The organism is Streptomyces sp. NBC_01454, assembly GCF_036227565.1.
In the GTDB taxonomy this organism is placed as follows: Bacteria; Actinomycetota; Actinomycetes; order Streptomycetales; family Streptomycetaceae; genus Streptomyces.
In genome coordinates this window covers 7,437,950-7,462,692 of the sequence record NZ_CP109460.1, presented here as the reverse complement: position 1 = coordinate 7,462,692, position 24,743 = coordinate 7,437,950, and the positions used below count along the sequence as shown (strand labels likewise).

Annotated in this window: 25 protein-coding genes; 11 read left to right on the top strand and 14 right to left on the bottom strand. The window is 73.3% G+C overall.

Features of this window, described 5'->3' with window-relative positions; translation table 11 throughout:
* Nucleotides 1–41: 41 nt before the first annotated feature.
* Entirely contained in the window at nt 42–1,127 is a 1,086-nt protein-coding gene (locus tag OIU81_RS33095; RefSeq protein WP_329153752.1) for an S-(hydroxymethyl)mycothiol dehydrogenase, read from the bottom strand.
* Nucleotides 1,128–1,343: 216 nt separating this feature from the next.
* Between OIU81_RS33095 and OIU81_RS33090 the strand changes: the two genes are divergently transcribed.
* Complete coding sequence (locus OIU81_RS33090; protein ID WP_329153750.1) at nt 1,344–1,664, top strand: bifunctional 3-phenylpropionate/cinnamic acid dioxygenase ferredoxin subunit; 321 nt, start codon at nt 1,344–1,346, stop codon at nt 1,662–1,664.
* Nucleotides 1,661–2,830, top strand: a complete 1,170-nt coding sequence (locus tag OIU81_RS33085; RefSeq protein WP_329153748.1) for an NAD(P)/FAD-dependent oxidoreductase — start codon at nt 1,661–1,663, stop codon at nt 2,828–2,830. Before OIU81_RS33090 ends, OIU81_RS33085 begins: the two co-directional genes overlap by 4 nt.
* 28 nt (nt 2,831–2,858) lie before the next feature.
* Here the strand turns inward: OIU81_RS33085 and OIU81_RS33080 are convergent, their stop codons facing one another.
* On the bottom strand, nt 2,859–3,677 hold the full coding sequence (locus OIU81_RS33080; RefSeq protein WP_329153746.1) for an SDR family NAD(P)-dependent oxidoreductase: 819 nt from the start codon (nt 3,675–3,677) through the stop codon (nt 2,859–2,861).
* Nucleotides 3,678–3,782: 105 nt separating this feature from the next.
* Nucleotides 3,783–4,772 carry a hypothetical protein gene (locus tag OIU81_RS33075; RefSeq protein ID WP_329153744.1) on the bottom strand — a complete coding sequence of 330 codons (990 nt, stop codon included), beginning with the start codon at nt 4,770–4,772 and terminating at the stop codon, nt 3,783–3,785.
* A 162-nt stretch (nt 4,773–4,934) separates the two neighbouring features.
* On the opposite strand from OIU81_RS33075, the gene OIU81_RS33070 reads away from it, so the two are divergent.
* From OIU81_RS33070 to OIU81_RS33060, 3 genes are all read left to right on the top strand, one after another.
* On the top strand, nt 4,935–5,252 hold the full coding sequence (locus OIU81_RS33070; protein ID WP_329153742.1) for a hypothetical protein: 318 nt from the start codon (nt 4,935–4,937) through the stop codon (nt 5,250–5,252).
* A gap of 153 nt (nt 5,253–5,405) precedes the next feature.
* The gene (locus OIU81_RS33065) at nt 5,406–5,627 is read left to right on the top strand and encodes a hypothetical protein (RefSeq protein ID WP_329153740.1); all 222 of its coding nucleotides are present in this window, start codon (nt 5,406–5,408) and stop codon (nt 5,625–5,627) included.
* Between the two features lie 101 nt (nt 5,628–5,728).
* On the top strand, nt 5,729–6,979 hold the full coding sequence (locus tag OIU81_RS33060) for an SPFH domain-containing protein (RefSeq protein ID WP_329153737.1): 1,251 nt from the start codon (nt 5,729–5,731) through the stop codon (nt 6,977–6,979).
* A 112-nt stretch (nt 6,980–7,091) separates the two neighbouring features.
* On the opposite strand, the gene OIU81_RS33055 is transcribed toward OIU81_RS33060, so the two are convergent.
* The 7 genes from OIU81_RS33055 to OIU81_RS33025 all read right to left on the bottom strand — a co-directional run bounded on the left by OIU81_RS33055 (nt 7,092) and on the right by OIU81_RS33025 (nt 15,368).
* Complete coding sequence (locus tag OIU81_RS33055; RefSeq protein ID WP_329153735.1) at nt 7,092–8,378, bottom strand: benzoate/H(+) symporter BenE family transporter; 1,287 nt, start codon at nt 8,376–8,378, stop codon at nt 7,092–7,094.
* The gene (locus OIU81_RS33050; RefSeq protein ID WP_329153733.1) at nt 8,375–9,577 is read right to left on the bottom strand and encodes a trans-sulfuration enzyme family protein; all 1,203 of its coding nucleotides are present in this window, start codon (nt 9,575–9,577) and stop codon (nt 8,375–8,377) included. The genes OIU81_RS33055 and OIU81_RS33050 overlap by 4 nt, the downstream gene beginning before the upstream one ends.
* Nucleotides 9,574–11,445: an FAD/NAD(P)-binding protein gene (locus OIU81_RS33045; protein WP_329153731.1), complete on the bottom strand. Its 1,872-nt coding sequence runs from the start codon at nt 11,443–11,445 to the stop codon at nt 9,574–9,576. Before OIU81_RS33045 ends, OIU81_RS33050 begins: the two co-directional genes overlap by 4 nt.
* On the bottom strand, nt 11,442–12,443 hold the full coding sequence (gene sbnB / locus OIU81_RS33040) for a 2,3-diaminopropionate biosynthesis protein SbnB (RefSeq protein ID WP_329153730.1): 1,002 nt from the start codon (nt 12,441–12,443) through the stop codon (nt 11,442–11,444). The genes OIU81_RS33045 and sbnB overlap by 4 nt, the downstream gene beginning before the upstream one ends.
* 37 nt (nt 12,444–12,480) lie before the next feature.
* A complete protein-coding gene (gene sbnA / locus OIU81_RS33035) occupies nt 12,481–13,407 on the bottom strand; it encodes a 2,3-diaminopropionate biosynthesis protein SbnA (RefSeq protein ID WP_329153728.1) in 927 nt (308 codons plus the stop codon).
* 722 nt (nt 13,408–14,129) lie between these two features.
* The gene (locus OIU81_RS33030) at nt 14,130–14,546 is read right to left on the bottom strand and encodes a hypothetical protein (RefSeq protein WP_329153726.1); all 417 of its coding nucleotides are present in this window, start codon (nt 14,544–14,546) and stop codon (nt 14,130–14,132) included.
* Between the two features lie 144 nt (nt 14,547–14,690).
* The gene (locus OIU81_RS33025; RefSeq protein ID WP_329153724.1) at nt 14,691–15,368 is read right to left on the bottom strand and encodes a TetR/AcrR family transcriptional regulator; all 678 of its coding nucleotides are present in this window, start codon (nt 15,366–15,368) and stop codon (nt 14,691–14,693) included.
* 113 nt (nt 15,369–15,481) lie between these two features.
* On the opposite strand from OIU81_RS33025, the gene OIU81_RS33020 reads away from it, so the two are divergent.
* From OIU81_RS33020 to OIU81_RS33010, 3 genes are all read left to right on the top strand, one after another.
* A complete protein-coding gene (locus OIU81_RS33020; RefSeq protein WP_329153722.1) occupies nt 15,482–16,672 on the top strand; it encodes a cytochrome P450 in 1,191 nt (396 codons plus the stop codon).
* Between the two features lie 4 nt (nt 16,673–16,676).
* On the top strand, nt 16,677–16,892 hold the full coding sequence (locus OIU81_RS33015; RefSeq protein ID WP_329153720.1) for a ferredoxin: 216 nt from the start codon (nt 16,677–16,679) through the stop codon (nt 16,890–16,892).
* Nucleotides 16,893–17,093: 201 nt separating this feature from the next.
* Nucleotides 17,094–17,873, top strand: coding sequence for a PE-PGRS family protein (locus OIU81_RS33010; RefSeq protein WP_329153718.1), 780 nt, complete (start codon nt 17,094–17,096; stop codon nt 17,871–17,873).
* 218 nt (nt 17,874–18,091) lie between these two features.
* Here the strand turns inward: OIU81_RS33010 and OIU81_RS33005 are convergent, their stop codons facing one another.
* Nucleotides 18,092–18,382 (bottom strand): zf-HC2 domain-containing protein, encoded by a 291-nt coding sequence (locus tag OIU81_RS33005; RefSeq protein ID WP_329153716.1) that lies wholly within the window; start codon nt 18,380–18,382, stop codon nt 18,092–18,094.
* A gap of 49 nt (nt 18,383–18,431) precedes the next feature.
* On the opposite strand from OIU81_RS33005, the gene OIU81_RS33000 reads away from it, so the two are divergent.
* Nucleotides 18,432–19,025: a sigma-70 family RNA polymerase sigma factor gene (locus tag OIU81_RS33000; protein WP_329153714.1), complete on the top strand. Its 594-nt coding sequence runs from the start codon at nt 18,432–18,434 to the stop codon at nt 19,023–19,025.
* Between the two features lie 73 nt (nt 19,026–19,098).
* On the opposite strand, the gene OIU81_RS32995 is transcribed toward OIU81_RS33000, so the two are convergent.
* Genes OIU81_RS32995 through OIU81_RS32985 form a run of 3 tightly spaced genes read right to left on the bottom strand, consistent with a single transcriptional unit; the run spans nt 19,099 to nt 22,234 of the window.
* Nucleotides 19,099–19,569: a copper chaperone PCu(A)C gene (locus OIU81_RS32995; protein WP_329153712.1), complete on the bottom strand. Its 471-nt coding sequence runs from the start codon at nt 19,567–19,569 to the stop codon at nt 19,099–19,101.
* Complete coding sequence (locus OIU81_RS32990; protein WP_329153709.1) at nt 19,566–21,956, bottom strand: heavy metal translocating P-type ATPase; 2,391 nt, start codon at nt 21,954–21,956, stop codon at nt 19,566–19,568. The genes OIU81_RS32995 and OIU81_RS32990 overlap by 4 nt, the downstream gene beginning before the upstream one ends.
* Nucleotides 21,953–22,234 carry a hypothetical protein gene (locus OIU81_RS32985; protein ID WP_329153707.1) on the bottom strand — a complete coding sequence of 94 codons (282 nt, stop codon included), beginning with the start codon at nt 22,232–22,234 and terminating at the stop codon, nt 21,953–21,955. Before OIU81_RS32985 ends, OIU81_RS32990 begins: the two co-directional genes overlap by 4 nt.
* Nucleotides 22,235–22,536: 302 nt before the next feature.
* Between OIU81_RS32985 and OIU81_RS32980 the strand changes: the two genes are divergently transcribed.
* Together OIU81_RS32980 and OIU81_RS32975 are read left to right on the top strand one after the other, a co-directional pair.
* Complete coding sequence (locus OIU81_RS32980) at nt 22,537–23,802, top strand: cytochrome P450 family protein (protein WP_329153705.1); 1,266 nt, start codon at nt 22,537–22,539, stop codon at nt 23,800–23,802.
* Nucleotides 23,796–24,743 (top strand): isocyanide synthase family protein, encoded by a 948-nt coding sequence (locus OIU81_RS32975; RefSeq protein WP_329153703.1) that lies wholly within the window; start codon nt 23,796–23,798, stop codon nt 24,741–24,743. The genes OIU81_RS32980 and OIU81_RS32975 overlap by 7 nt, the downstream gene beginning before the upstream one ends.

The following is a 24,743-nucleotide window of genomic DNA, read 5'->3' as shown; positions in this document are numbered from 1 at the left end:
GGTGGGTGCGGGCGTGGCGGCTCAGAGGTTCTGTAACGCCGTCACAGGACCACGACGGAGCGCAGTACGGTGCCGTCGCGCATCTTGTCGAACGCGGACTCCACCTCGTCCAGGGCGATCGTCTCGGTGACGAAGCCGTCGAGGTCGAGCCGTCCGCTGAGGTAGCGGTCGATGAGGACCGGGAAGTCGCGGCTGGGCAGACAGTCGCCGTACCAGGAGGACTTCAGCGCGCCGCCGCGCGAGAAGAGATCGAGGAGCGGCAGCTCGACGCGCATGCCGGGTTCGGGGACGCCGACCTGGACCAGCGTCCCGGCCAGGTCGCGCATGAAGAAGCCCTGGGTGTAGGTCTCGGGGCGGCCCACCGCGTCGATCACCACATCCGCGCCGTGGCCGCCGGTGAGGCCGCGGACCGCCTCGACGGGGTCCGTACCACGGGAGTTGACGGTATGGGTGGCGCCGAAGCGGGTGGCGCCGTCCAGCTTGCGGTCGTCGATGTCGACCGCGATGATCCGGCGCGCGCCGGCGACCGAGGCGCCGGCGATGGCCGCGTTGCCGACCCCGCCGCAGCCGATGACGGCGACGGTGTCCCCGCTGCCCACCGCGCCGGTGTGCACGGCGGCGCCGTAGCCGGCCATCACTCCGCAGCCGATGAGTCCGGCGGCCTCGGGGCGGGCGTGCGGGTCGACCTTGACCGCCTGTCCGGCGGCGACCAGCGTCTTCTCGGCGAAGGCGCCGATGCCGAGCGCGGGGCTGAGCGGGGTGCCCCCGGGCAGGGTCATCGGCTGGGCGGCATTACGGGAGTCGAAGCAGTACCAGGGCCGGCCGCGGCGGCAGGAACGGCAGCTGCCGCAGGGCGCCCGCCAGGCGAGGACGACGAAGTCACCGGGTGCGAGATCGGTGACCCCGGGGCCGACGTCCTCGATCACCCCGGCCGCCTCATGGCCGAGCAGGAAGGGGAATTCGTCGTTGATCGCGCCGTCCCGGTAGTGCAGGTCGGTGTGGCAGACCCCGCAGGCCTGCACGGCGACCAGCACTTCTCCCGGGCCGGGATCCGGCACCAGGATCGTCCGCAGCTCAACCGGTGCGCCGTGTTTCGCCGCGACGACGGCATGGACTTCGTGTGGCATGCCCTACCCCTTCGTGTTGCGCACTGCACGACTCGTTGCGCGATGAGAGACATAGTGGGAACGCCGGATCGGCACCGTCAAGGGGGTGTGGGCGAGCTCTTCACGCCAGGGCCGGCATTTCCCGGGACCGCTTGACGCATAGGCCCAACGATTGGATTCTGTTGCGCATAGCGCTCCATCGTGCGCACCGCGAAACTCGATGATCCAGGGGGTCCTGTGATTCCTGTCTGCCGTCTCGCCGATCTGCCCACCGGCGAATCCGTACGCATCGACACCGCACCTCCGATCGCCGTCTTCCACGCCGAGGGGCAGCTCTACGCGATCGACGACACCTGCACCCACCAGGACGCCTCCCTCGCGGACGGCTGGCTGGAGGGATGTCTGGTCGAATGCCCGCTGCACGCCGCGGCCTTCGACCTGCGCACCGGAGCGGCGACCTGTCTGCCGGCCCGCCGGGCGGTGCGCACCCACCCCGTGACCGTCGAGGACGGCATGATCTACGTCCAGCACGCCGCCGAGGAGGGCACCGCCGCATGAAGTCGGTCGCTGTCATCGGAGCCTCGCTGGCCGGCCTGTACGCCGCCCGGGCCCTGCGCGCCGAGGGGTTCGACGGCCGGCTGGTGATCGTCGGGGACGAGTCCCACCGCCCCTACGACCGCCCGCCGCTGTCCAAGGACCTCCTCACCGGCACCACGAGCCCGGACCGGCTGGCCCTGGCCGACGCCGAGGAGATCGCCGAACTCGACGCCGAATGGCTGCTGGGCACCGAGGCCACCGGGCTCGACACCGGCGGGCGCACGGTGCTCCTCGACGGCGGCCGGACCCTGGCCACCGACGGCGTGGTGATCGCCACCGGCGCCGCCCCGCGCCGCCTGCCCGGCCCTGCGCCCGCCGGCGCGCACACCCTGCGCACCCTCGACGACGCACAGGCCCTGCGCGCGGACCTGACGCGCGGCCCGGTCCGGGTCGTGGTGATCGGCGGCGGCTTCATCGGCGCCGAGGTCGCCTCGTCCTGCGCCACCCTCGGACATCACGTCACCGTGGTCGAGGCCGCCCCGCTCCCCCTCGTACCCCAGCTCGGCGACACGATGGCCACCATCTGCGCCGCCCTCCATGCCGACCACGGCGTCACCCTCCTCACCGGGACCGGGGTCGCCCGTCTGCACAGCGAGGGTGCCGGGAACCGGGTCACCGGGGTCGAACTGGCCGACGGCCGGCTGCTTCCCGCCGAGGTGGTGGTCACCGGCATCGGCGTCCGGCCCCGTACCGCCTGGCTGGAGGGTTCCGGGCTGCCGCTCGACGACGGGGTCCGCTGCGACGCGGGATGCGTCACCCCGCTGCCCCAGGTGGTGGCCGTCGGCGACGTCGCCAGGGTGGACGGCATCCGCGCCGAGCACTGGACCAGCGCCACCGAACAGGCCGCCACGGCCGCACACAACCTCCTGGCCGGGCGCACCGTCACGACCCACCGGAGCCTGCCGTACTTCTGGTCCGACCAGTACGGCGTCCGCATCCAGTTCGCGGGCCGGCGGCTGCCCGGTGACACCCCGCGCATCCTCGAAGGCTCTCCCGACGACCGCAGCTTCCTCGCCTGCTACGAACGTGAGGGGCGCACCACCGCGGTCCTCGCGCTCAACCGCCCGCGCCCCTTCATGGGGCAGCGCCGCGCCCTCGCCCGCGCCGCCCAGCCGGCCACCACCTGACCGCCCGGGCGCCGCCCCGGACGGCGCCTCAACTCTGCGCGCCGTCGCGCGGCTCGATGCGGTAGCGGAACGCGGCACCGCCCGGGTCGCCCGCCGTCGCCCCGCCGTCGACGGTCAGCACCGCGCCGTTGACGAAGGAGGCGGCCGGCGAGAGCAGCCAGCCGATCGCCTCCGCGACCTCCCGCGGCTCCCCGGCGCGGCCCGCCGGCAGCAGCCGGGTGGCCTCCTCGTACGCGGCGTCCACCCCGCCCGCCAGCCCGGCCTCCTCGGCGAAGCGCGCCATCCGCCCGTCGGCCATCTCGGTCCGCACCCAGCTGGGACAGACGATGTTGGCGCGCAGCCCGTCCCGCCCGTAGTCGACGGCGAGGGAGCGGCAGAGCTGGAGCAGGGCCGCCTTGGACGTCGCATAGGCGGCGTTGCCGTGCCCGTTGCGCAGCGCGGCGACCGAGGCCACGGCGACGACCGCGCCACGGGCCGCCAAGAGGTGTGGGAGCGCGGCGCGTTGCAGCAGGAAGGGGCCGGTGACATTGGTGGCCATGACGGCCTGCCAGTCCGCCGGCGACAGCTCACCGACCGCGCCGCCGCGGGCGATACCGGCGTTGAGCACCAGCCCGTCGAGCCGCCCGTACGCGGACACGGCCGCCTCGACGAGGCCCTGCACCGCCTCGGGGTCGGCGGCGTCGGCGGGGTGCGCCAGCGCCCCGGTCTCCTCGGCGAGGCGGTGCAGCGGTTCGGGCCGGCGACCGGAGATCACCACCTGGTGCCCGGCCGCCCGCAGCAGCCGCGCGGTGGCGGCGCCGATGCCCGTACCACCGCCCGTCACGAAGACAACTCGCTCTTGTGTCATGGTCGTTCGCGCCTCCGGTCCTGGTCACCTGTCGCCACCGCGATCATGCCGACGCGCCCCGGACGGGGCGTGACGTCCGGCCCCGCGCCACCGCGGCCCACGCCCTCATACGCCTCCCTGACCGGGTGCGGAGAGGGGCGGAATGGTGGAGGTGGTGGCTTCCCACTGGCTGAGGATGCCGTCCCAGTCGTGCTGGGCGGCCGTGATGGCGTTGGCATCCCAGGTGCCCTGAGAGGGCTGTTGGTAGTGGTGTTGCTGTGGTTGCTGCTCGTATACCCGGTACTCCTGATACTGCTGATGCTCCGGGTAGTTCTGATACGGGTGTTGCTTCCAGGGTTCCTGCTCATAGTGCTCCCGTGCCTGCGGGGGCCGCTGCTCACGCCAGGCCGCATGGGGAGCCTCGGTCTGCGGGGAGGGTGGCGGGACGTTGACGAGGCGGCGGTGCCGGCCGATCCGGTCCGGCGGCGGCGCGGGCCGGCTCTCGGCCGTGAGCTGTTGTGCCCGTGCCACCAGGATCCGTACGTCGAGACCGAGTTCGGTGGCCAGTGCGGTGAGGTCGACGCCGGCCTGCCAGCTGCTCATCAGGACCGCGTCCAGGGCCGGCGCCCAGGCCGGTTCGGTGGGCGGGGACATCCCTGGCGGGGAGGACATGCCCGGCGGGGACATGCCGGGCTGGGACATGCCGGGCTGGGGCGCCGCGACCGGGGCCGGGGCCGGCGCGGCCGCGGACGGTGGACTCGCGGCCGGCGGGCTCACAGTGGGCTGACTCGCGGTTGACGGGCCCGCGGGGGGTGCGGCGGCCGGCTGCGCGGGGGGTTGCTCGCACGTGGGCTGGGACAGCAGACTCTGGGCGACCGCGCGGGCGTCGTCCTTGCCCACCGTGCGCCGGGCCAGACGTACTTCGCGCTCGTCCAGGCCGAGCAGGTCCGCCACCACGGCGTCGCTGCCCACCGTCACGGCGAAGGCGGCCAGGGTCCGTGAACGACGGGCCTCGGCCTCGTCGAGGAGTCCCTGCGTACGGCGGACCTCGTCATCGCTGCTGCAAAACGCCTGTGCGAGTACCGCGTGGCGCTCCCACAACTCCCTCGGTTCCATGACTGCGACAACGTTCCTTCGTCCGTATTGGACCGCTTCCCAGCTATAGATCACTGCATAAGGTGATATTCGAGAGAGATACGTCCCTGCCTCCACGGGGGAATCCGCGGCAGCTGAGAAAGTACGTCGTGACCACATGCCGGAAGAATCGTTTCTACGGCCATGAGCGTCCCCTCTTCCGGCACCGTCGCAGGTCACGGACAGACGTCCCTCCCCCGCCCCGGCTCCGTTCCGCGATGGCTCACCGCGGAGATCGTCCGACAGACACCCGTGTACGCAGGGCTGGCGAAGCTGTGGACGGAGCGTGCGCGCACCGTGCCCGGGGTCGCCGATCCGGAGTGGCAGCGGCTGGTCTCCTACCGTGCGCTGATGGAGGAGACCGAGATCGCCCTCACGGCTCTCCGGCCGCACCGCGCGCCCGATGTGCTGCCCCAGCGGAAGCAGGTGCCGGCGGCCCGTCCCGCCCGTCTGGACGCCTGAAGCGCTCCCGGTCCGGGCAGCCGGCTGTCCTGCACCGGCTGCCGGGCCGGCGCCCTGAACCGGCGCCCTGGCCGGAGTACCGTTGAGTTGTCGAGGATTTCCCGCTGCCCGGCCGGCGCGCCGGCAGCGGCTGTGACCAGCGACGGAACCCGGGTGAGCGCGACGGATGACACGGACTTCAGCCCGATCGGGGTGATCGGGCGGGTGACCGTGTCGATCCCGGCCGACGGACCGGGCGAGGTGCTGCTGCCCGTGCGCGGCGGGACCGAGGCCTTCGCCGCCTGGTCCCCCGTGCCCATCGCCCGGCATACCCAGGTCATCGTGGTCGACCACACCTCCGCGCGGTCGGTGATCGTCGCGCCGCTGCCCGCCTGACCCCGCCGGCCCGGTGAGCACGACCGGCCGTGAACCCGCCCTTTCCCGTCGCCGTGCCCGCCCCCCAGGAGCGGGCGGCCGCATCGGAACAGGAGCCCGCAATGTTGTTCTGGCATGTTCCGGCGCCGAACCAGGCGCTGTTGATCTCCGGCTCGAAGCGCCGGGCCGGGGACGCGCAATTCCGCATCGTCACGGGGCACGGCTGCTGGGTCATGCCCGTCAAGCAGAAGACGAGCCTGCTGTCGCTGTCGCTGCGGGAGTCGGAGATCTCCGAGGACTGCGTCACCCAGCAGGGCATCCGGATCGGGGTCCGGGCGGTCGCCGTGTTCAAGGTCGGCGACGACCCGACGTCGATCGCCAATGCCGCACGCCGGTTCCTGGACGAGCAGGCCACCATGGAGGAGCTGGTGGGCCGGATCTTCGCCGGCCATCTGCGCTCGATCGTGGGCGGGCTGACCGTCGAGCAGATCATCCGGGAGCGGGACCGGGTCGCCCAGGAGGTCAAGGACGGCAGTCACTCCGAGATGGAGAAGCTCGGCATCGTCGTCGACGCCCTGCAGATCCAGGAGATCGCCGACACCTCCGGATACATCACCAATCTCGCCGCCCCGCACGCCGCGGCGGTCGCCAGCGCGGCCCGGATCGCGCAGGCCAAGGCCGACCAGGAGGCCACCGAGCGGGAGCAGCAGGCGGCGGCGCTCAAGGCCGAGTACGAGCGGGACACCGCGATCAAACGGGCCGGGTTCCTCGCCGAGACCGAGCAGTCCAACGCCCGGGCCGCACAGGCCGGACCGCTGTCGCAGGCCAGGGCCTCGCAAGAGGTCATCGAGGAGCAGACCGCGCTGGCCCAGCGGCAGGCCTCGCTGGCCGCCCAGCGGCTGGAGGCCGAGGTGCGCCGCCCGGCGGACGCCGAGGCCTACCGGCTGCGCACCCTGGCGGAGGCGGGCCGTGACCAGGTCCGGTTCGAGGCGGACGCGCACGCCTACTCCGAACGGGCCGTGGCCCAGGCGCGGGCCGACGCGAACACGGCGCTCGCGGCCTCGCTGCGGGACGGCAACCAGGAGCTGATCGCCGCCAACCGCACCGTCGAGAACCTCCCCACGCTCGCCCGGGCGGCCGCCGAGGGCATCTCGGGCTCCCGGCTGACGGTGCTCAACGGCACCGACGGCATGAACGAGATCGTCTCCGGCATCGTCGGCCAGGGGATGGCCATCCTCGACAGCCTCAAGACCGCCACGTCCGGCGCGTCCGCCGCGTCCACCGCCGTTCCCCCGCGCGCCGACGGTGCGGGCTCGCTGCCGCAGAAGGTGACGAAACTGACGCAGGAGGGGGCGGGGTCCGGCTCGTCCTGAGCTCACGGCCGACAGCTGCCCTCGCGGGCCGCGCCGGGCACCCGGAGGTGTCCGGCGGGCCCGCGGGGGCACCCGCACGGCGTGGCGCGCCGCCCGTGCAGGCCGACCCGGATCATGCCGCGGCGGCCGTCGGCGTACGGCGCCAGCGGGTCAGGACCACATGCGCGAGCACGCCGAAGAGCAGCCCCCAGAAGGCGGATCCGATGCCGAAGAGGCTGACGCCGGAGGCGGTGGCGAGGAAGGTGATCAGTGCCGCCTCGCGGTCCTTCTCCTCCTTGACCGCCCCGGTCAGGCCGCCGGCCAGGGCACCGAGCAGCGCCACCCCGGCGACCGCCGCCACGAGTTCCTTGGGAAGTCCGGCGAACAGCACCACCAGCGTGGAGCCGAACGCCCCGATGAGGAGGTAGAACGCGCCGCAGGAGACCCCGGCCACGTACCGGCGCTTCGGATCGCGGTGGGATTCGGGGCCGGTGCAGATGGCCGCGGTGATCGCCGCGAGGTTGATGGCGTGGGAGCCGAACGGCGCCAGCACCGTGGAGACCAGGCCCGTGGAGCCGATCAGCAGACGGTCCTGGGGCCGGTAGCCGGACGCGGTGAGCACGGCCATGCCCGGTGCGTTCTGCGAAGCGAGTGTCGCCAGGATCATCGGCACCGCGATCCCGATGAGCGAGGCGACCGAGAAGTCCGGGGCCGTCAGGACCGGCCTGGCCAGCTCGATCCGGTCCAGATGGATGTCCAGCCGGGAGCCGGCCGCACTGGCCGCGACACCCACCGCCAGGGCCACGAGGACGGCGTAGCGGGGCAGCCAGCGCTTCGCCAGGAGGTAGGCGAGCAGCACCGAACCGGCGAGGAGCGGTGCGGTCTTGAGCGAGGTGAACACTCCGGTGCCGAAGGAGAACAGGATGCCGGCGAGCATCGCGGAGACGACAGCGGTGGGCACCTGCCGCATCAGCCTGCCGAACACCCCGGTCAGACCGACGAGAGTGATCACCACGCCGGTGACGAGGAAGGCCCCGACGGCCTCCGCGTAGGAGTACGCCCCCAGGCTCGTGACCAGCAGGGCCGCGCCCGGTGTCGACCAGGCGGTGATCACCGGCATCTTGGTGCGCAGGCTCAGCGCGATGCAGGTCAGACCGCTGCCGATGGAGATGGCCCACACCCAGGAGCTGGTCTGTGCGGTGTTCAGGTGCCCGGCGGAGGCCGCCGCGAGCACGATGACGAGCGGTCCGGAGTAGGACACGACGACGGCGACGAAGCCGGCCAGCACCGCGGACAGCGAGACATCGTGCAAGAACCCCGGCCGGGGTCCGCCGTCCGGGGACGCGTCCGCCGCGCCCTGCGGACCCGCCCTGTCCGGCGGTGCGGCGTCGGGGTGGGGAGTGGGGGTCTGTGCGCTCAACGGTCTTCCTTCACGGCCTTTTCGAGGGCCTGTTCGAGGTCGGCGACGAGGTCTGCGGGGCTCTCCAGACCTATGGACAGGCGCAGCATGTCCTTCGGTGAAGTGCTGTCCGGCCCTTCGAAGGTATAGCGGTGTTCGATCAGACTCTCCACACCGCCCAACGACGTGGCGCGGATGAAGAGTTCGCAGTGGTTGGCGGTGCGCAGGGACTGCTGCCACGCGCCGTCGACGTGCAGGGAGAGCATGCCGCTGAATCCGCCGGTCATCTGGCGGGCGGCGATCTCGTGTCCCGGGTCGGTGGGAAGTCCCGGGTAGGCGACCCGCCGGATCAGGGGATGCGCGGCGAAGTGCTCGGCCACCGCCATCGCCGTGGCGGAGATCTGGCGCATGCGGGGGAAGAGCGTGCGGATGCCCCGCACCAGGAGGTAGGTCTCCAGCGGGCCGAGGATCGGGCCGGTCAGCCGGCGGTGCAGCCGCAGCCGCTCCCAGACGGCGTCCCGGGCCTCGGTGCTCCGCGGCGCCTTGACGAGCAGTCCGGCGACGACATCGGTGTGGCCGTTGAGGTACTTGGTACCCGAATGCATGACCAGGTCGGCGCCGAGGTCGAACGGCCGGGCGTGCACCGGGGTGGGGACGGTGTTGTCGACGCCGAAGAGCGCACCGGCCCGGTGGGCGATCTCGGCGCAGCCGGCGAGGTCGGTGACCAGCCACGTGGGGTTCGCCGGGGATTCCGCCCACACCAGGGCGGTCGGGGCGGCGTCCACCGCGGCCGCCACCGCGGCCAGGTCGTTCATGGGCGCCTGGACCACCTCCAGGCCGCGCTGCGGGCCGAATTCGCGCAGCCACTTGGTGAGACCGAAGTACATGGTCTGCGGGACCACGACCCGCGCGCCGGCCGGCAGTACCTGGAAGACGGCGGTGGCGGCGGCCATCCCGGAGGAGAAGAGCAGCGCGTCCGAGCCGCCCTCCAGACCCGCCACCACCTGCTCGGCCTGCTCGTATCCGGGTGTGCCCTGGTCGCGCAGGTACGCGAGCCCGGCCGGCGACCGGTAGTCGCTGTCGCGTGCGTAGGTGACGCCCAGGCTGATCGGGGGTGGCACGACGCCGGTGGTCGGGCAGCGCCGGCCGTCGCCCTGTGCGGCGCGGGTCTCGGGACGGTACTCCTGGGTCCAGGGCGTGTAGGTCTCGCTGGTGTTCATCGGGTCCTCGTGATCAGAGACGGCAGGGCGGTGCGCAGGGCGAGTTCGGCGTCCAGCAGTGCGCGCGAGGGCACGCCGGGCGAGGGGACGTAGTGGTTGTAGTAGCTGGATCCCTCGGTGTGCGGCCCGAGGAAGAACAGCCGCGGCCGCGGTGTGCCCGTGCGGTCGACGCCCTGTCCCTGGCGGGTGACGTCCAGCCCGTGCACGGCCGCTCCGCGGTGGGCGAGGGTGCGGACGCGGCCGGCGGCGACGAGCGTGCCGAGCAGGGAGCCGGCCACCCGGTCCGCGCCGGGCTCGCTCACATGCGCCTGTACGACGTGGTCGACCTCCATCCGCAACGGCTGGGCCAGGCAGGTGGATTCCAGCCGCCAGGGGCCCTGGCCGGCCGGTGCGACGAGCTTGGGCCGCGGGCCGGGGCCGAGCCGGACGATCCCGGCGTCGAGCAGCGAGAGCAGCTCCGCCGACCGGTCCAGCTGCGGGCCGATCACCAGCCGGTTCACCGTCGGGGCGAATTCCCCGAAGAACGCGGCCAGCGAGGCGTCGTCGACGCCGGGCGGGTCGATGACCGCGCGCAGGACATCGCGGTGGTCGCGCAGGACTTCCAGGGCTTCCTTCAGCGGGGCGGCGCCGAGGCCTTCCCTGGCCTCGGCCAGGTCGGCGGCGACCTCCGCGGTGAACCAGTCGCGATAGGCGTCGTGGCCCGTCCACTGCCGGTCGGTGAGGTCAGCCGACAGCAGGCCGGTCACCGGGCAGGGGCCGAACTCCGCGCGCAGTTCCCCGAGCAGCGCCGGGTGGCCGTCGCGTGCGCAGCGCCGGTCCAGCTCCTGTCCGGCGCTCAGGGCGTCGCCGTGCGCGCGGGCCAGCAGGGTGCGGTAGTAGGCGAGTTCCATCTCGGCTTCGATCAGCGGCAGCACGTCGCGGGTGAAGCCGAGGCGGCCGTCCGGCGTGCCGGCCCGGATCTCGTCGAGGCGCCGGGTGGTCAGCGCCAGCGGCGCGAAGCGGGTCCGCCCCGGGTGGAGGCGGGGGCGGCTGCGCGAGGGCATCCCGGAGCGGTTGGTGAGGACGATCGAGGGCTCTCGCCCGCTGGGCAGATAGCGCAACCCCTCCGGGCCCGCGAGGTGCTTGCCGCCGCGGCCCAGCGTCAGCGTGGCGAGCACGTCCATGGCGGCCAGCCCCATGCCGAGGACGGCGACCCGCTCGCCCGGCCCGATGCTGTCGAGCGCCGCTGGCAACGGGTAGGGGCGGGTGACCAGTCGGGGATCGGGCGCCGGCGCCACGGGCAGATACAGCGAGTGGTGGCCGACGGTGACGAACACGGCGTCGGCCTCGATGCGGCCGCCGTCGGCGAGGACGACCGTCTCGGTGCGGGGCCCGCCGGGGAGGATGTCGACGGCGGTCGTACGGTGCCGGATCAGGGTCAGGCACTCGGGCGCCGCGTCGGCGATCTCTCCCGCGGCCCAGGCGAGATACTCGCTCAGCAGCCGCCGCGGCAGGAAGTCGCCGGGCTGGATCTCCCGTCCCTCTCCCGCGCGCACGGTGTAGCCGTCGTCCGCCAGCCGCAGATCCCGGCTCCGGCACCACGCGTGGAGCGACGGGCCACGGACCGGAACGGGGCCGTCCACCATCTGCGCGTCGGCGAAGGCGGTGAGCTGTCCGCAGACGGTGTTGAGCAGGAGGTGGTCGGGCTGGACGGGCAGATGGAATCCGGCGCCGAAGGGCTGGGGGTCGATGAGGTGGACGGTGAGCGGAGCCGGCCGATCCAGACAGTGTGCGACCAGCCGCTCGAAGACGCCCAGCCCCCGCGAGCCGGCACCCACGAGGGCGACAGAGGGGGATATGTGGCTGACGGAAGGGGATATGTGGCTCACCACCGGCGCGTCTCCCCGAAGAAGTTGGGCACCTCGATGGTGGTGCCGTCCTCGCGGGCCGCGCCGAGGACGAAGGCGCCCACGGCCAGGTCCAGCACGCCCAGGCCGAACGGCGAGAAGATCACCGGGCGTTCCGGGGAGAGCTTCACCTCGCCGTTCAGCACTCCGGCGAGGGTTCCGGTCACGAAGTCGCGGGAGCCGGAGCGCTGCTCGGCCAGATGCGGTGACGTGTGGGCCTTGAGGCAGTGTTCGACGTCGTCGAGGATGTTGTCCGCCGCCAGGATCACCTCGGGCGCGAGGTCGCGCAGGGAGATGTGGAGGACGAGCTGACCGGGCCTGAACGGCGCGGTGACATAGGGCTCCAGGGCGGTCGTGGCGAAGACGACGGTGTCGGCCGCGAGCGCCGCGCCGAGGTCGGCGGTGAAGGACGCCGGGCGGTCCTGCGTGGTGCGGATATGGCCGGCGAGGGCCTGGCCGGAGGCCTCGTCGAGATCGTGGACGAGGTAGGCGTCCGGGGCGCAGCCGGCGGCGTTCAGGTAGTCGCAGATGTTGCGCGCGATGACGCCCCCGCCCACCACGGCGATCCGGGTCCCCTCGAAGCCGTCCGGGCGCAGCGCGGTCGCCGCGACGGCCGCGGAGGCGGCGGTGCGTGCCGAGCTGATGCTCGCGGCCTCGAGACAGGCGATCGGGTAGCCGGTCTCGTAGTCGTTGAGCACGAGGACGGCCGAGGCACGCGGGGCTCCGATCCGGGTGTTGCCCGGGAAACTCGCGATCCACTTGATGCCGGCGAGCTGGACATCGGCACCCAGGTAGGCGGGCAGCGCGATGATCCGGGAATCCGGCTTTTCCGGGAAGCGGAGAAAACAGCTGTCCGGGTTGACGGAATCCCCGGCGTCATGCGCCCGATAGGCGCTGCCGACAATACCGAGCACTTCGCTGCGTTTTCCGTGCAGGACCTTGCGCACCGTTTCACCGGCGACTATCTCAAAATTGAACACGGTAATTCCCCCTCCCTCGGGCCGGTGCCCGAGAAATCTAGTGGCCGACTACGTCGGGCCAGCGTTCGGCCACCCATGCGTCGTCGTAGATGGTCTCCAGATAGCGGTCCCCAAAGTCCGGCGAAATCGCCACCACCACACTCCCCTCCGGGATTTTCTTGGCGGAGTCCTGCACGGCGCACAGCACCGTTCCGGTCGAGCCGCCCAGGAGCAGCCCCCGCTCCCGGGCGAGCGTCCGGCACATCGCGACGGAATCCGCCTCGGAAATGAGCACGATGTCGTCGATGTTCTTCGTGTCGAGTATTTCCGGGCGCCGGCTCGTGCCCAGTCCGGGAAGGTGGCGGCGGGCCGCCGGCCCGCCGAAGGTCACCGAGCCGACGGCGTCCACCGCGACAATCCGGGTGGCGGGGCTGTGCCGGCGGAGGTACTCCGCGCAGCCCATCAGCGTCCCTGTGGTGCCGACGCCGATGAAGGCGTAGTCGAGGTGGCCGATCCCTTCGACGATGGCGCGGCCCGTACGGTCGCGATGCGCCTGCGGCCCGGCCGGGTTGGCGTACTGGTTCAGCCAGTGCAGGTCGGGCTCGCGGCGCAGCCGTTCGCCGATGTAGTCGATCCTTGACTGCAGAAAGCCGCCGTGGGCGTCCCTGGTGTCGATGACCACGACCTCGGCACCGAGGACGGCCATCAGGCGCCGCGAGCGGACGGTGGCGTTGGGGTCCGTGACGCACGTCAGCGGATAGCCCTTCGCCGCACACACCATCGCCAGGGCGACACCGAGGTTTCCCGACGTCGACTCGATCAGGCGGGTCCGCGGAAAACGGAGCCCGGATTCCTCGGCCGCCGTGATCAGCGCGACAGCCGTCTTGAGCTTTACCGATCCAGCCGGATTGAGACCTTCCAGTTTCAGGAAAACGGATCTACCCGGAACCAGTTGATCCAGCCGAATGAAGAGGTCATCCAACACGAGATCGTACACTTCTTCCGCTATCACCAGAATCCAAACCGTTGAAAGTGGGCAGCGCAAGGCAGCTGTGCTCGCAGAAGCGAGCGCCCACGGGCTTGTTGGCCGCACACACGGGTCAGGTGCGCGCTACGCAGAAGGGACACTTCCCCCGTCCCCCATTGATCGCAAATCCCCCATTCGCGATATGACAGTTTTATCCTGCCACCAACCAAGGCCACTGACAATGATGTGGCCGGAATCGAAACACGTGGAAGGGTGAAATGGCGGGCGCTCCGGGTGCGCGCCGATGCCCCGTCAGCCGGGCAACTCCGCGGGCGACCAGGAGGGATGGGCGGACGCGGCCGCCGGCCGGGTCCGCCCCTGGTGAAGCTCGCGCACCGCGACCCCGGCGGGGTGCGGAGATCGTTCCGGCGCGGCACGGTCCGGGCTCGGCCTACCGCAGCACTCGCCGCCCTGGCAACACCCGGCGGCCGAAAGGGCGTTGGGCGTACGCGCGGGGGACTTGACGGGCCGTCGGGACCACGCCCGCGAGCCGGCCGGACGACCGCGGCGGGCGCGACGCCCCACCCCCTCTCCACCGGATTCCGGGCACGAAGGCGATCAGGCCGCCCTCCGGCCGTCACCCGACCGGCCGTGACCGGCGGCCGGGTGACGGCCGCGGCACGGCACACAGCGGGCCCGGGAGAGGCTCCCGGGCCCGCCGCATGACTGTCCGGCAGAGGTCAGAGGATGCCGAGCAGACCGAGGCCGAGCAGGCCGTTCCGGTCCCGTCCCAGGCCCTCGCGGCCGGCGCCGTCGCGGCCGTAGTCGTCGCGCCCGTAGTCATCGCGGTCGTATCCGCCGTCACGGCCGTAGCCGTAGCCGTCGCGACGGCCGCCGTCACGGCCGAAGCCGTCGTAGCCGTCATGGCCGCCGCGCCCGAAACGGCCGTGGTGGTGGCCGTGGCGGCGGTCGTGGCGGCACTTGCAGTAGCGGTGCCCGAAGTGGTGGTGGTCCCGGTCGCAGCGAAGGCACATCGTGCTCTGCGAGCTGCTGCTGGGGGGCGCGGTTGCGGCGGTGGCGGCACCGGCCGTCGGCACCACCAGGGCAGCCGCGGTCAGGCCGGCCAATGCTAGGCCGCGGGGAATCGAACGGAGCATGTTTCCACCTTCACTCGACTGAGCAGAAAAAGAATATTCTCTGCAAACATGACGATAAAGGGGCATTTGATCACTGACTTGCGACCCGCCGGAGAGTCACTGGAACGCAGCAGGAGGCACGGCGGCACACCGCGCCCCGCCCGCTCACTCCGGATTCCCGCCCCTTTCCCCGCCGTCCGCGACTCCCCCACCCGCTCCGTCTCCCCCGCCTTCCCCGCCACTCCGGCCGTCGTCGTCCTTCGGCAGGCCCTCCAGCAGTCCCCCCAAGGCCCCCACGACGAGCGAGCACACCGTGTCCGGGTCGGCGCTCGCCAGCGGCTCCTTGGCGACCACCACCCGCATCAAGCCAATTCCCAGCAGCCACGACAGCGCCAGATCGCCGCGCAGCCCCCCGGTCTCGGATTCCGAGAGCGTGGCGAGGACCTCCGCGTACTCCTCCCCCAGCCCCCGCAGGGCGTCGGCGATCTCGTCGCTGCCACCTATGGAGCGCAGACACACCTCCAGCGAACGGTCGGCGCCGTCCCCGCCGCCGGCCAGCATGCCGCGCAGGGCGACCTCGAACAGTCGCTCGGCGGGCGTGCTGCGCAGCTGCTCCTGGCCGCCCCGCGCCATGACCTCGCCGAACAGGGCCTTCTTCGAGCCGAAGTACCGGAACAGCAGGGCCTGGTTGGCCCCGGCCCGGGCCGCGATGTCGCGCACCGTCGCACGTTCGTAGCCGCGCTCGGCGAACAGCTCCGACGCGGCGTCCAGCAGCCGCAGCCGGGTGCCCTGCGCGTCCCGGCGGTAGGTGCCCGCCGCGCCGCGCTGCGGGGACTTGGCCATCGCCACGCTTCCTTTCCGTCGGGCCGTCACCAGGACGGCCACAATGCGTCGTTGACCGCCCCGAGGGAGCGGCCTACCGTTTGTAAGCAGGTGCTTACACAAGGGAGGTCGCCATGACCACGATCGATACAGCACCCCTTTCCTACCCGTTCAATATCCCCGAGAGCCTCGCTCTTGCCGAGGAGTACGAGCAGGCCCGCAACCACCCCGGGCTGCTGAAGGTGCAGATGACCTACGGGGAGCCGGCCTGGCTGGTGACCCGGTACGCCGAGGCCCGGTTCGTCCTCGGCGACCAGCGCTTCAGCCGCGCCCTGGGAGCCCTGCACGACGAGCCCCGGCAGTCCGAAGGGCGCCGTGACAGCGGCATCCTGGGGATGGACCCGCCCGACCACACCCGGCTGCGGGCGCTGGTGGCCAAGGCCTTCACCGTGCGCCAGGTCGAGAAACTCCGCCCGCAGGTACGGCAGTTGACCCAGGACCTGCTCGACGAGCTGGAGGCGGCCGGACCGCCCGCCGACCTGGTGGACCGCTATGCGCTGCCCATCCCCGTCGCCGTGATCTGCCGGATGCTGGGTGTGCCGGCCGAGGACCGGCCGCGCTTCCGGGTGTGGAGCGATGCCGCGCTGTCGACAAGCTCCCTGACGGCGGCGGAGTTCGACGCCAATCTCGAAGAACTCCGCGCCTATATGGGGCAGTTGATCGACGAACACCGGCGGTCCCCGCAGGACGATCTGATGACGGCGCTGATCGACGCCCGGGATGTCGGCGACCGGCTGTCCGAGCTCGAACTCGTCGACCTGTGCGTCGGGATCCTGGTCGCCGGGCACGAGACCACCGCCACCCAGATCCCCAACTTCGTCCTGGCGCTGCTGGATCACCCGGGGCAGCTCGCCCGGCTGCGCGAGCAGCCGCAGCTGATCGGCAACGCCGTGGAGGAGCTGCTGCGCTTCGTCCCGCTGGGCAGTGGCGCGGGCCAGCCCCGCTACGCGACGGAGGATGTCGAGGTCGGCGGGACACTGGTGCGGGCCGGCACCCCGGTCCTGATCGCGATGGGCGCGGCCAACCGGGACGCGCTGCGCTTCGAGGCGCCCGGGACGCTGGACATCTCCCGGGCCGCGACCCAGCATCTCGGCTTCGGTCATGGCGTCCATCACTGCCTGGGGGCGCCGCTGGCCCGGCTGGAGCTCCAGGAAGCGCTCGGCGCACTGGTCACCCGGTTCCCGGGGCTGCGGCTGGCCGGCGATGTGGAGTGGAAGAGCGAGATGCTGGTGCGCGGGCCCCGGGTGATGCCGGTGGGGTGGTGAGCCGATGACCTGGAACGTGGAGATCGACCCCCGGCAGTGCATCGCCTCGGGCTCCTGCGCCGCCATCGCCCCGGACCTCTTCGTGCTCGACGGCAGCCATGCCCGTCCGCGGCACGAGCGGATCGAGGAGGACGCGCGCGCCCTGGATGCCGCCGAGGTGTGCCCGGCGCTCGCCATCACCGTGCGCGAGGGCACGGAGGTCATCGGGCCGCGGCCCTAGGGCAGAAGACGGAGAAGGATCCTCATCGGCACACCCTCGCCGCCCGCCCCGAAGCCGTCGGGGCGGGCACCGCTGTTTTCCGGGCCCGGCCCGGCACACCTCGTCGCCACGGCAACTCGCCGTCCTCCCGCGACGGCTGACGCGGCAGGTCGGGGCCCCTGTCGTCCCGTTCCGGAAGCGGGGTGCGACGATGGGCCTGTCATGGATGCGGGGCAGGTTCTCAGGGGGCTACGCGCCGCGGTGTTCGCGGTCGTGTGTGTGCTGCTCGCCGCGCTGGGCCACGTGGTGATGTCGGATGCCACGATTCCCGCGTGGATGCTGTGCGCGGCCGGGGCGGGTACCGCGGCCGGCGCCTGGTGCTGCGCGGGCCGGGAACGCGGCCCGCTCCTGGTGGGTTTGCTGACCGTCGGCACCCAGGCGGCCCTGCACACCGCGTTCTCGTTCGGCCAGGCGGTCGCCGGCCCCGGAGGCGGCGCACCGCGCACGCTGGGCCGATGGGCGGACACCTGGCTGTGCGGCGCACAGGGAACGCCGCTCCCGGACGACGACGCCGCGCGGCTGACGCAGCTGATGCACCGGCAGATGGCGGCCCTGCCCGGGACGGATCACACCGCTGCCATGCCGGGCATGGAGCACATGAGCCGGATGGCCGGGGCGGACGGCATGGCCGGGATGCACGACGGCGCCTCCGGCATGGCCGGGATGCACGGCAGTGCGTCCGGGATGCTCGCGGCCCATCTGCTGGTCGCGCTGCTCAGCGCCGCGTGGCTGTGGGGCGGCGAGCGGGCGGCGTTCCGGCTCGTACGGTGCGTGTCGGCCTGGCTGTACGCGCCGTTGGTGCTGGTCTGGCGGATCGTGCTGCCCGATACCCCGCCTGCCGTGCGCTCCGCCCGGCCGGAGCCGCGGCGTGCGGTGCACCAGCTGCTGCTGGCCCATACGAGGTCGTTGCGGGGTCCGCCGTGTGAACCGGCTGTCGGCTGACAGCACGGTCGAATTCCCGAGCCGGCTCACGGGCGCGGAGGGCTCGCGCCCCTGCCCGGCTCCGACTTCACCGGTCCCCGCCGTGCGCGGTGACCGGATCACGCGAAGGACTCCAGATGACGAATCCTGTCCGGATGCCGGTGGCGCTGCCGCCCGTGTCCGCTTCGGGCGCACCGGCCGGCGCGGGCGGGCGCCCGTACGCCGGCACCCCGGCCGGCTCAATCCGCCCGTTTCCCGCCGCTGTCCGCCCTGCCGGGAAGTACCGGCCCCGGCTGCAGGGTGGCCGTCCGCAACCGGGCGAGCAGCGCGTCGGCGGCCGCCGGGTCGTCCTCGGGCTGCCCCGGTGCGCGGACCGCACCGGTCGCCAGCGCGCGGATCTGCGCCTCCCAGCGCCGGCAGTCCCGGCACTCGGCGAGGTGTGTCTCGAGCCGTTCGACGGTGAGACCGGGGGGCAGTTCCTCGCCGTCGAGGCGGGCGGAGAGTGCCGTACGGATGCGCGTGCAGAGCATGCGCCCATCCTCCCCGACGCGCTGAGCGGCGGCGAGGGGCGGTGCCGGAATGCGCGATGACGAGAGCGTGACCGGCTGGGCGCTGGCCGCCCGCGGCGGTGACGAGCGGGCCGTCGAGCAGTTCGTCCGGGCCACCCAGCTCGATGTGCGGCGCTATGTGACGCATCTCAGCGGTGATCCGCAGGCGACCGACGACCTGGTGCAGGACACCTACGTCCGGGCGCTGCGCAGTCTGCCCCGGTTCGAGGGCCGGTCCTCGGCCCGTACCTGGCTGCTCACCATCGCCCGGCGGGTGGTGGCGGACCGCATACGGTCCCGTGCGGTCCGGCCCCGGCTGGCCGCGACGGATGACTGGCAGACGGCCGCCGAGCGGGTGCAGCCCCGGGGGGTGCCCGGCTTCGACGAGGGCATCGCGCTGGCCGAACTGCTGGCGGCGCTGACGCCGGAGCGGCGGGAGGCGTTCGTGCTCACACAGCTGCTGGGGCTGCCGTACGCGGCAACGGCCGGGGTGATCGGCTGCCCGGTGGGGACCGTGCGGTCCCGGGTGGCACGCGCCCGGGAGGCGCTCGTCGCTCTGCTCACGGAGGCGGAGCGGGCCGAGTCGGCCGACCGGCCGCGGGACCTCGCGGGCGCGGTGGCCTGACGGGCCGTGACCGGCGGGGCGGACGGGGCTCATGGACGGGCGGTGGCCGGTCCATGAGCCCCGTCGCGGTGGTTCACCGGCCGGGCGCCACGGCCAGGGCCCGTACGGTCCGCGGTGGACTGTGGCGGAAGTGCAGCGTGAAGGTGAGCCGGTCGCCGGGCGCGAGCCGGGGCGGCGGGCTGACCATGACGTCCAGGGTGGTCGCGGTCATCGTCAGGGCGCCGCCGGCCGGGACGGTGGCGTCCTTGACCATCGCCATGCTGCGGGCGTTGTCGCCGATGTCGACGGTGCGGCTGAGCATCGTGCGGTGACCGGGGGGTCCGGTGACGCCCGTCAGGACGTCGTCGGCGCCTCCGGTGTTGCGGATCGTGAAGAAGGCGGCGGTGGCGTCGGACCCCGCGGGGATCAGTACCCGGCCCTCGGCGACGCTCAGGCGCGCGGGGGTGCCGGCGTTGCCGGCGGCGGTCCATGCAGTGAGCGTGCCGAGGGTCACCAGGCAGGTGAGCAGCGGGACGGCGACGGCCTGGACGGAGGGCCGCTTCATGAGGTCTCCCCACGGTTTCGGGCCCGCGGGCCGTGCGGGCGGCGGGCGGTGGTGGCGCCGCGCGGGCGCCAGGCGCGCAGCCGGAGGCTGTTGCCCACGACGAGCAGGGAGCTGGCGGACATCGCGGCGGCCGCGAGCATCGGGTTGAGCAGGCCGACGGCGGCCAGCGGCACGGTGACCAGGTTGTAGCCGAAGGCCCATCCGAGGTTGGTGCGGATGGTGCCCAGGGTGCGCCGGGCCAGCCGGACCGCGTCGGCGATGGCCTGGAGGTCCTCGCGTACCAGGGTGACGTCGGCGGCGCCGATCGCGGCGTCGGTGCCGCTGCCCATGGCGATGCCGAGGTCGGCGAGCGCCAGTGCCGCCGCGTCGTTGACCCCGTCCCCGACGACGGCGACGCGGCGGCCCTGCTCCGTCAGGGTGCGGACCAGGGCGGCCTTGTCCTCGGGGCGGGCCTCGGCATGGATCTCGGTGATGGCCAGATGGGCGGCCACCGCCCGGGCGGTGGCGGGGCGGTCGCCGGTCGCCAGTACCGGCCGCAGCCCCAGACGCCGCAGGTGGTCGACGGCGCGGTAGCTGTCGGGGCGCAGCACGTCGCCGACGGCGAGCACCGCCTGCGGGGTGCCGTCGACGGTGACCAGGACGGCGGTGTGGCCGTCGGCCTCCGCGGACCGCACCGCCTCCGGAAGCGGCGCCGGGAGCCCGTCGAGGTCGCCGGGCCGGGTGACCGCCACCCGGTGTCCGTCCGCCGTGCCCTCGACGCCGTGTCCGGGTGTCGCCCTGAAGTCCTGTACGGGCGACTGGAGTTGCTGCGGGTCCGGGTGCCGTTCGCGGGCGTGGGCGGTGATCGCGCGGGCCAGCGGATGCTCGGAGCCCCGCTCGACGAGGGCGGCCAGCCGCAGCACCGCGGTGGCGTCGAGGCCGCCGGAACGGGCGGTGAGGGCGGTGACGCTCATCCGGCCCGTGGTGAGGGTGCCGGTCTTGTCGAGCACGACGGTGTCGATGTGCCGCAGCCGCTCCAGCGCCTCCGGGCCGCGCACCAGGATGCCCAGCTGGGCGCCCCGGCCGGTGGCGGCCAGCAGCGCGGTCGGCGTGGCCAGCCCCAGCGCGCAGGGACAGGCCACGACCAGGACGGCCACCGCGGCGGTCACCGCGGCCTGCGGGTCGGCTCCGGCACCGAGCCAGAATCCCAGGACGCTGACCGAGACGGTCAGGACGGCGGGGACGAAGACCGCCGCCACCGCGTCGGCCAGCCGCTGGACCCTGGTCTTGCCGGTCTGGGCGTCCTCGACGAGGCGGGTGATCCGGGCGAGTTGGGTGTCTGCGCCCACCGCGCCGGCCCGTACCTCCAGCAGCCCGCCGGAGTTGACCGCGCCGCCGACGGCCGCCGCGCCCGGACCGACCTCGACCGGGCGGCTCTCGCCGGTGATCAGGGACAGGTCGAGGGCGGAGCTGCCCTCGACGACGGTGCCGTCGGTGGCGACCCGTTCGCCGGGCCGGACCAGGAAGCGGTCCCCGACCCGCAGCCGGCTCACGGGGATACGCCTCTCACCGTCGGCCGTCGGCACGGCGACGTCCTTGGCGGCGAGTTCGGCCAGGGCCCGCAGCGCGGCGCCGGTGCCGTGCCGGGCCCTGGCCTCCATGCGGCGCCCGGCCAGCACGAACAGCGGGACGCCGACGGCGGCTTCGAGGTAGAGGTGCGCCACGCCGTCGCCGGCCGTGGGCAGCAGGCTGAACGGCATGGTCATCCCGGGCGCGCCGGCCCCGCCGAGGAACAGCGCATAGGTGGACCAGCCGAAGGAAGCGGCGACGCCGAGGGAGACCAGGGTGTCCATGGTCGCGGCGCCGTGCCGCAGTCCGCGCAGCGCACGGGCGTGGAAGGGGGCGGCGCCCCACACGGCGACCGGTGCGGCCAGCACGAAGCACAGCCACTGCCAGTTGCGGAACTGCCATCCGGGCACCATCGACAGCACCAGGACGGGCAGCGAGAGCAGCGCGGTCACCAGCAGCCGGTGGCGTTCGGCGCGGGCGGCGTCCTCCCCGTCGTCCGGACCGCCGTCGTCCGGGCCGCCGGCGGGTGCCCGACTCGCGTCCCCGTCCCCGTCCCCGTCCCCGTCCGCGTCCCGATCCGGGTCCGGTTCGGGGAGGTGGGCGGTGAAGCCGGCGGCCTCGACGGTGGCGATGAGGTCGGTGGCGGACACCGCCGCGGGGTGGCTGACCGTGGCCCGGCCGGTGGCGAGGTTGACCGAGGCGGTGACGCCGTCCAGCCGGCCGAGCTTCTTCTCGACCCGGCCCACACAGGCCGCGCAGGTCATGCCGCCGACCGTGAGGGTGGTGGTCCGGTCGGCGGTCCGCTGCTGTGCGGGGACGGGCCCGGGCTGCGGCGTCATCGCGGCCCTCCCACCGGCAGCGGACGGGGGGCCGCGGCGCCCATGCCGTGCATCCCGCCCATGTCCCCGCCGCCGTCGGGCGCACCGCCTCCCGTACCGCTCCCGCCGGCCGGGCGCAGCCCCGGTGCCACCGGGCCGACCGCGGTGCCGACGGCGTACGACAGGGTGCCGAGCACCACCAGCAGCGCGAGGAAACCGAGGACCGGCCGGGCGGGCAGCAGCCGTGTGACGGCCTGGCGGAGAGGGGGCCGACTGCGGTCGGCGGAAGAGCTGGACATCGCGTCATGGTGGCAGCTGCGGCCGGTGCGGCGAGGGCGATCGGGGGTCCGTCGGCACGTGAGGTTTGTCCCGTTCCGTCGCCGGAACCGAGTGGCTCCCGGGGCCGACTAACTGGGATTGCGGTGCCCGCGCAGCTGGGTGGGTGGCACCCGTTGCACCGCCCGCGGCCACCCCGTCCGGCCGGCTTTCGCCCGCTCACCCGAATTTCCCCCCGCCCCACGGGAACTCGGCGCGCCCCCTGCCCGACCTCTCCAACGCCGTGCCGTCCGGGCGCGGTTCGACGTCACCGCAGGAGGATGCCGTGTCCAGACCGTCCGAACCCGTGGAGCTCCACGGGGCGGAGTACAAGCGTGACCCCTATCCGCTCTACGCCGAGCTGCGCGAGCGCGGTCCCGTCCACCGGGTGCGCTTCCCCAGCGGGGTGTACGCCTGGCTGGTCACCGGCTACGAGGCCGCGCACCGGGCACTGACCGACGCGCGGCTGGGCAAGCACCACTCGCGGGGCAACGCGGCCTGGCGGGCGCGCGCCTCGATCATGCCCGAGCCCCAGCACTCCCAGCTCCAGGTGCATCTGCTGCACCAGGACCCGCCCCGGCACACCGAGCTGCGCCGGCTGCTCGGCGACGCCTTCGCCCCGCAGCGCGTCGAGGCGCTCCGCCCGCGCTTCCAGGCGATGGCCGACGCGCTGCTCGACGGCCTCCCGGAGAGCGGCGAAACCGACCTGGTGGAGACCTTCGCGGCCCGCTTCCCCTTCCAGGTCCTCGCGGAGGTCATCGGGCTGCCCGAGGAGTTCGCGGCCCGCTTCGACCGGGACTGGGGCAAGGTCGTCCAGCCCGTGGGGCCCACCGACCCGGGCCGCCCGGCGTACGAGGCACGGCTGCGCGGGCTCCAGCAGTACATCGCCGACCTGGTCCACCACCGGCGCGCGACGGGCGGCGAGGATCTGCTCTCCCGGCTGGTGGCCGCCCACGACGCCGGCGCGCTCGGCCGGGAGGAGCTGGACTCCATGCTCTTCCAGCTGCTGGTGGCGGGGCAGGAACCGGTCACCAACCAGATCACCACGGCGCTGGTCACCCTGCTGCGGCACCCCGCGCACCTCGCGGCGCTGGCCGGCCGTCCGGAGCTGCTGCCCCGCGCGGTCGAGGAACTCCTGCGGTACGACAGCGCCTTCGAGCTGACGACCTGGCGGTTCCTCGCCGAGGACGCCGAGCTGCACGGCACCCGGATCCCGGCGGGCGACTCGGTCATCGTGTCGCTGTGCGCGGCGAACCGCGACGGCCGGCAGTTCCCCGACGCGGACACCCTCGACTTCGAGCGCTCCCCCAACCCGCACCTCGCCTTCGGCCACGGCATCCACTTCTGCCCCGGCGCCGCGCTCGCCCGTATCGAACTCCAGATCGCCCTGGGCACCCTGCTGCGGCGGCTGCCGGGTCTGCGGCCGGCCGTTCCGGACGGCGAACTGAGCTGGATCCCGGCGGTCCTGGCGCGCGGCGTCGACCGGCTGCCGGTGACCTACGGGGCGGCGAGCGGCTGTCCCGTCATGAACGGGCCGGACGCCGCGTGCTGACCGTACCGGCGCCGCCCGACGCGCACACCGAAGTACGGGCCGTGTGTCTGGCGGTGCTCGCCACCCTGCTGCCCCACCGGCGCACGCTGGACACCGGCCACGACGACTCCCCCGACGCCTTCCCCGCCCAACTGCGGCAGCTGGCCACCCCGGTGGCGGCGGGCGAGCCGATCGTCTTCACCCTGCCGGGCTTCCCGTGCAAGTCCCCCAACCCGGCCAAGGTGCTCGGCCACCTGCCCGACGAGGGCGAACGGCTGGCGCTGCGCTTCCTGGACGGGCTGTGCGCCCGGATCGCCGCGCTCCATCCGCCCGGGGCCCGGATGGCCATCTGCTCGGACGGCCATGTCTTCAGCGATCTCATCCAGGTGCCGGACCGTGACATCGATGCCTATGCCGACGCCCTGCGCACCCTGATCCACGACGAGGGCCTGACCCAGCTGGAGGTCTTCGACCTGCGGGACGTGTACGGGCAGGAGCTGTCGCACGACGCCAAGCGGTCGCTGGTCCACGAGCGCTACGCCCCGCCCCTGGACCTGCTGCGGTCCTTGACCCGCAGCGACGAGCCGACCCGGCGGCTGTACCAGGGCATCACCAAGTTCCTCTTCGAGGACTCCGCCTCGTTCGCGGGCACCCGGTCGGCCCGGCAGCGCAGCTGCCGGCGCCGGGCCTACGGGGTGATGCAGCGCAGCCGCGCCTGGGGCGAGCTGATCGCGGCACACCACCCGGGGGCGTTCCGGCTGTCCATCCATCCGCAGCCGCGGGGCTCGGCCAAGTTCGGCATCCGGCTGCTGGACGCCCCCGATGTGTGGATGACGCCCTGGCACGCGTGCGTGCTGGAACACGCCGACGGACGGCGGGAGTTGCTGCACCGCGCGGACGCCGAAGGACTCGGCCGCCCCGTACTGCGGCAGGGGCGGCCGAGCCACTTCGCGGCCGGGTGA

Bases quoted from the DNA above. Each gene is read 5' to 3' on its own strand.
- OIU81_RS32995 (WP_329153712.1), bottom strand. From the start codon at position 19,569: ATGAAGCGGCCCTCCGTCCAGGCCGTCGCCGTCCCGCTGCTCACCTGC.
- OIU81_RS33070 (WP_329153742.1), top strand. From the start codon at position 4,935: ATGAGCGTCCCCTCTTCCGGCACCGTCGCAGGTCACGGACAGACGTCC.
- OIU81_RS33085 (WP_329153748.1), top strand. From the start codon at position 1,661: ATGAAGTCGGTCGCTGTCATCGGAGCCTCGCTGGCCGGCCTGTACGCC.
- OIU81_RS33095 (WP_329153752.1), bottom strand. From the start codon at position 1,127: ATGCCACACGAAGTCCATGCCGTCGTCGCGGCGAAACACGGCGCACCG.
- OIU81_RS33015 (WP_329153720.1), top strand. From the start codon at position 16,677: ATGACCTGGAACGTGGAGATCGACCCCCGGCAGTGCATCGCCTCGGGC.
- OIU81_RS33000 (WP_329153714.1), top strand. From the start codon at position 18,432: ATGCGCGATGACGAGAGCGTGACCGGCTGGGCGCTGGCCGCCCGCGGC.
- OIU81_RS33020 (WP_329153722.1), top strand. From the start codon at position 15,482: ATGACCACGATCGATACAGCACCCCTTTCCTACCCGTTCAATATCCCC.
- OIU81_RS33010 (WP_329153718.1), top strand. From the start codon at position 17,094: ATGGATGCGGGGCAGGTTCTCAGGGGGCTACGCGCCGCGGTGTTCGCG.
- OIU81_RS33075 (WP_329153744.1), bottom strand. From the start codon at position 4,772: ATGGAACCGAGGGAGTTGTGGGAGCGCCACGCGGTACTCGCACAGGCG.
- OIU81_RS33030 (WP_329153726.1), bottom strand. From the start codon at position 14,546: ATGCTCCGTTCGATTCCCCGCGGCCTAGCATTGGCCGGCCTGACCGCG.
- OIU81_RS33080 (WP_329153746.1), bottom strand. From the start codon at position 3,677: ATGACACAAGAGCGAGTTGTCTTCGTGACGGGCGGTGGTACGGGCATC.
- OIU81_RS33005 (WP_329153716.1), bottom strand. From the start codon at position 18,382: ATGCTCTGCACGCGCATCCGTACGGCACTCTCCGCCCGCCTCGACGGC.
- OIU81_RS33050 (WP_329153733.1), bottom strand. From the start codon at position 9,577: ATGAACACCAGCGAGACCTACACGCCCTGGACCCAGGAGTACCGTCCC.
- OIU81_RS33060 (WP_329153737.1), top strand. From the start codon at position 5,729: ATGTTGTTCTGGCATGTTCCGGCGCCGAACCAGGCGCTGTTGATCTCC.
- OIU81_RS33025 (WP_329153724.1), bottom strand. From the start codon at position 15,368: ATGGCCAAGTCCCCGCAGCGCGGCGCGGCGGGCACCTACCGCCGGGAC.
- OIU81_RS32990 (WP_329153709.1), bottom strand. From the start codon at position 21,956: ATGACGCCGCAGCCCGGGCCCGTCCCCGCACAGCAGCGGACCGCCGAC.
- OIU81_RS32985 (WP_329153707.1), bottom strand. From the start codon at position 22,234: ATGTCCAGCTCTTCCGCCGACCGCAGTCGGCCCCCTCTCCGCCAGGCC.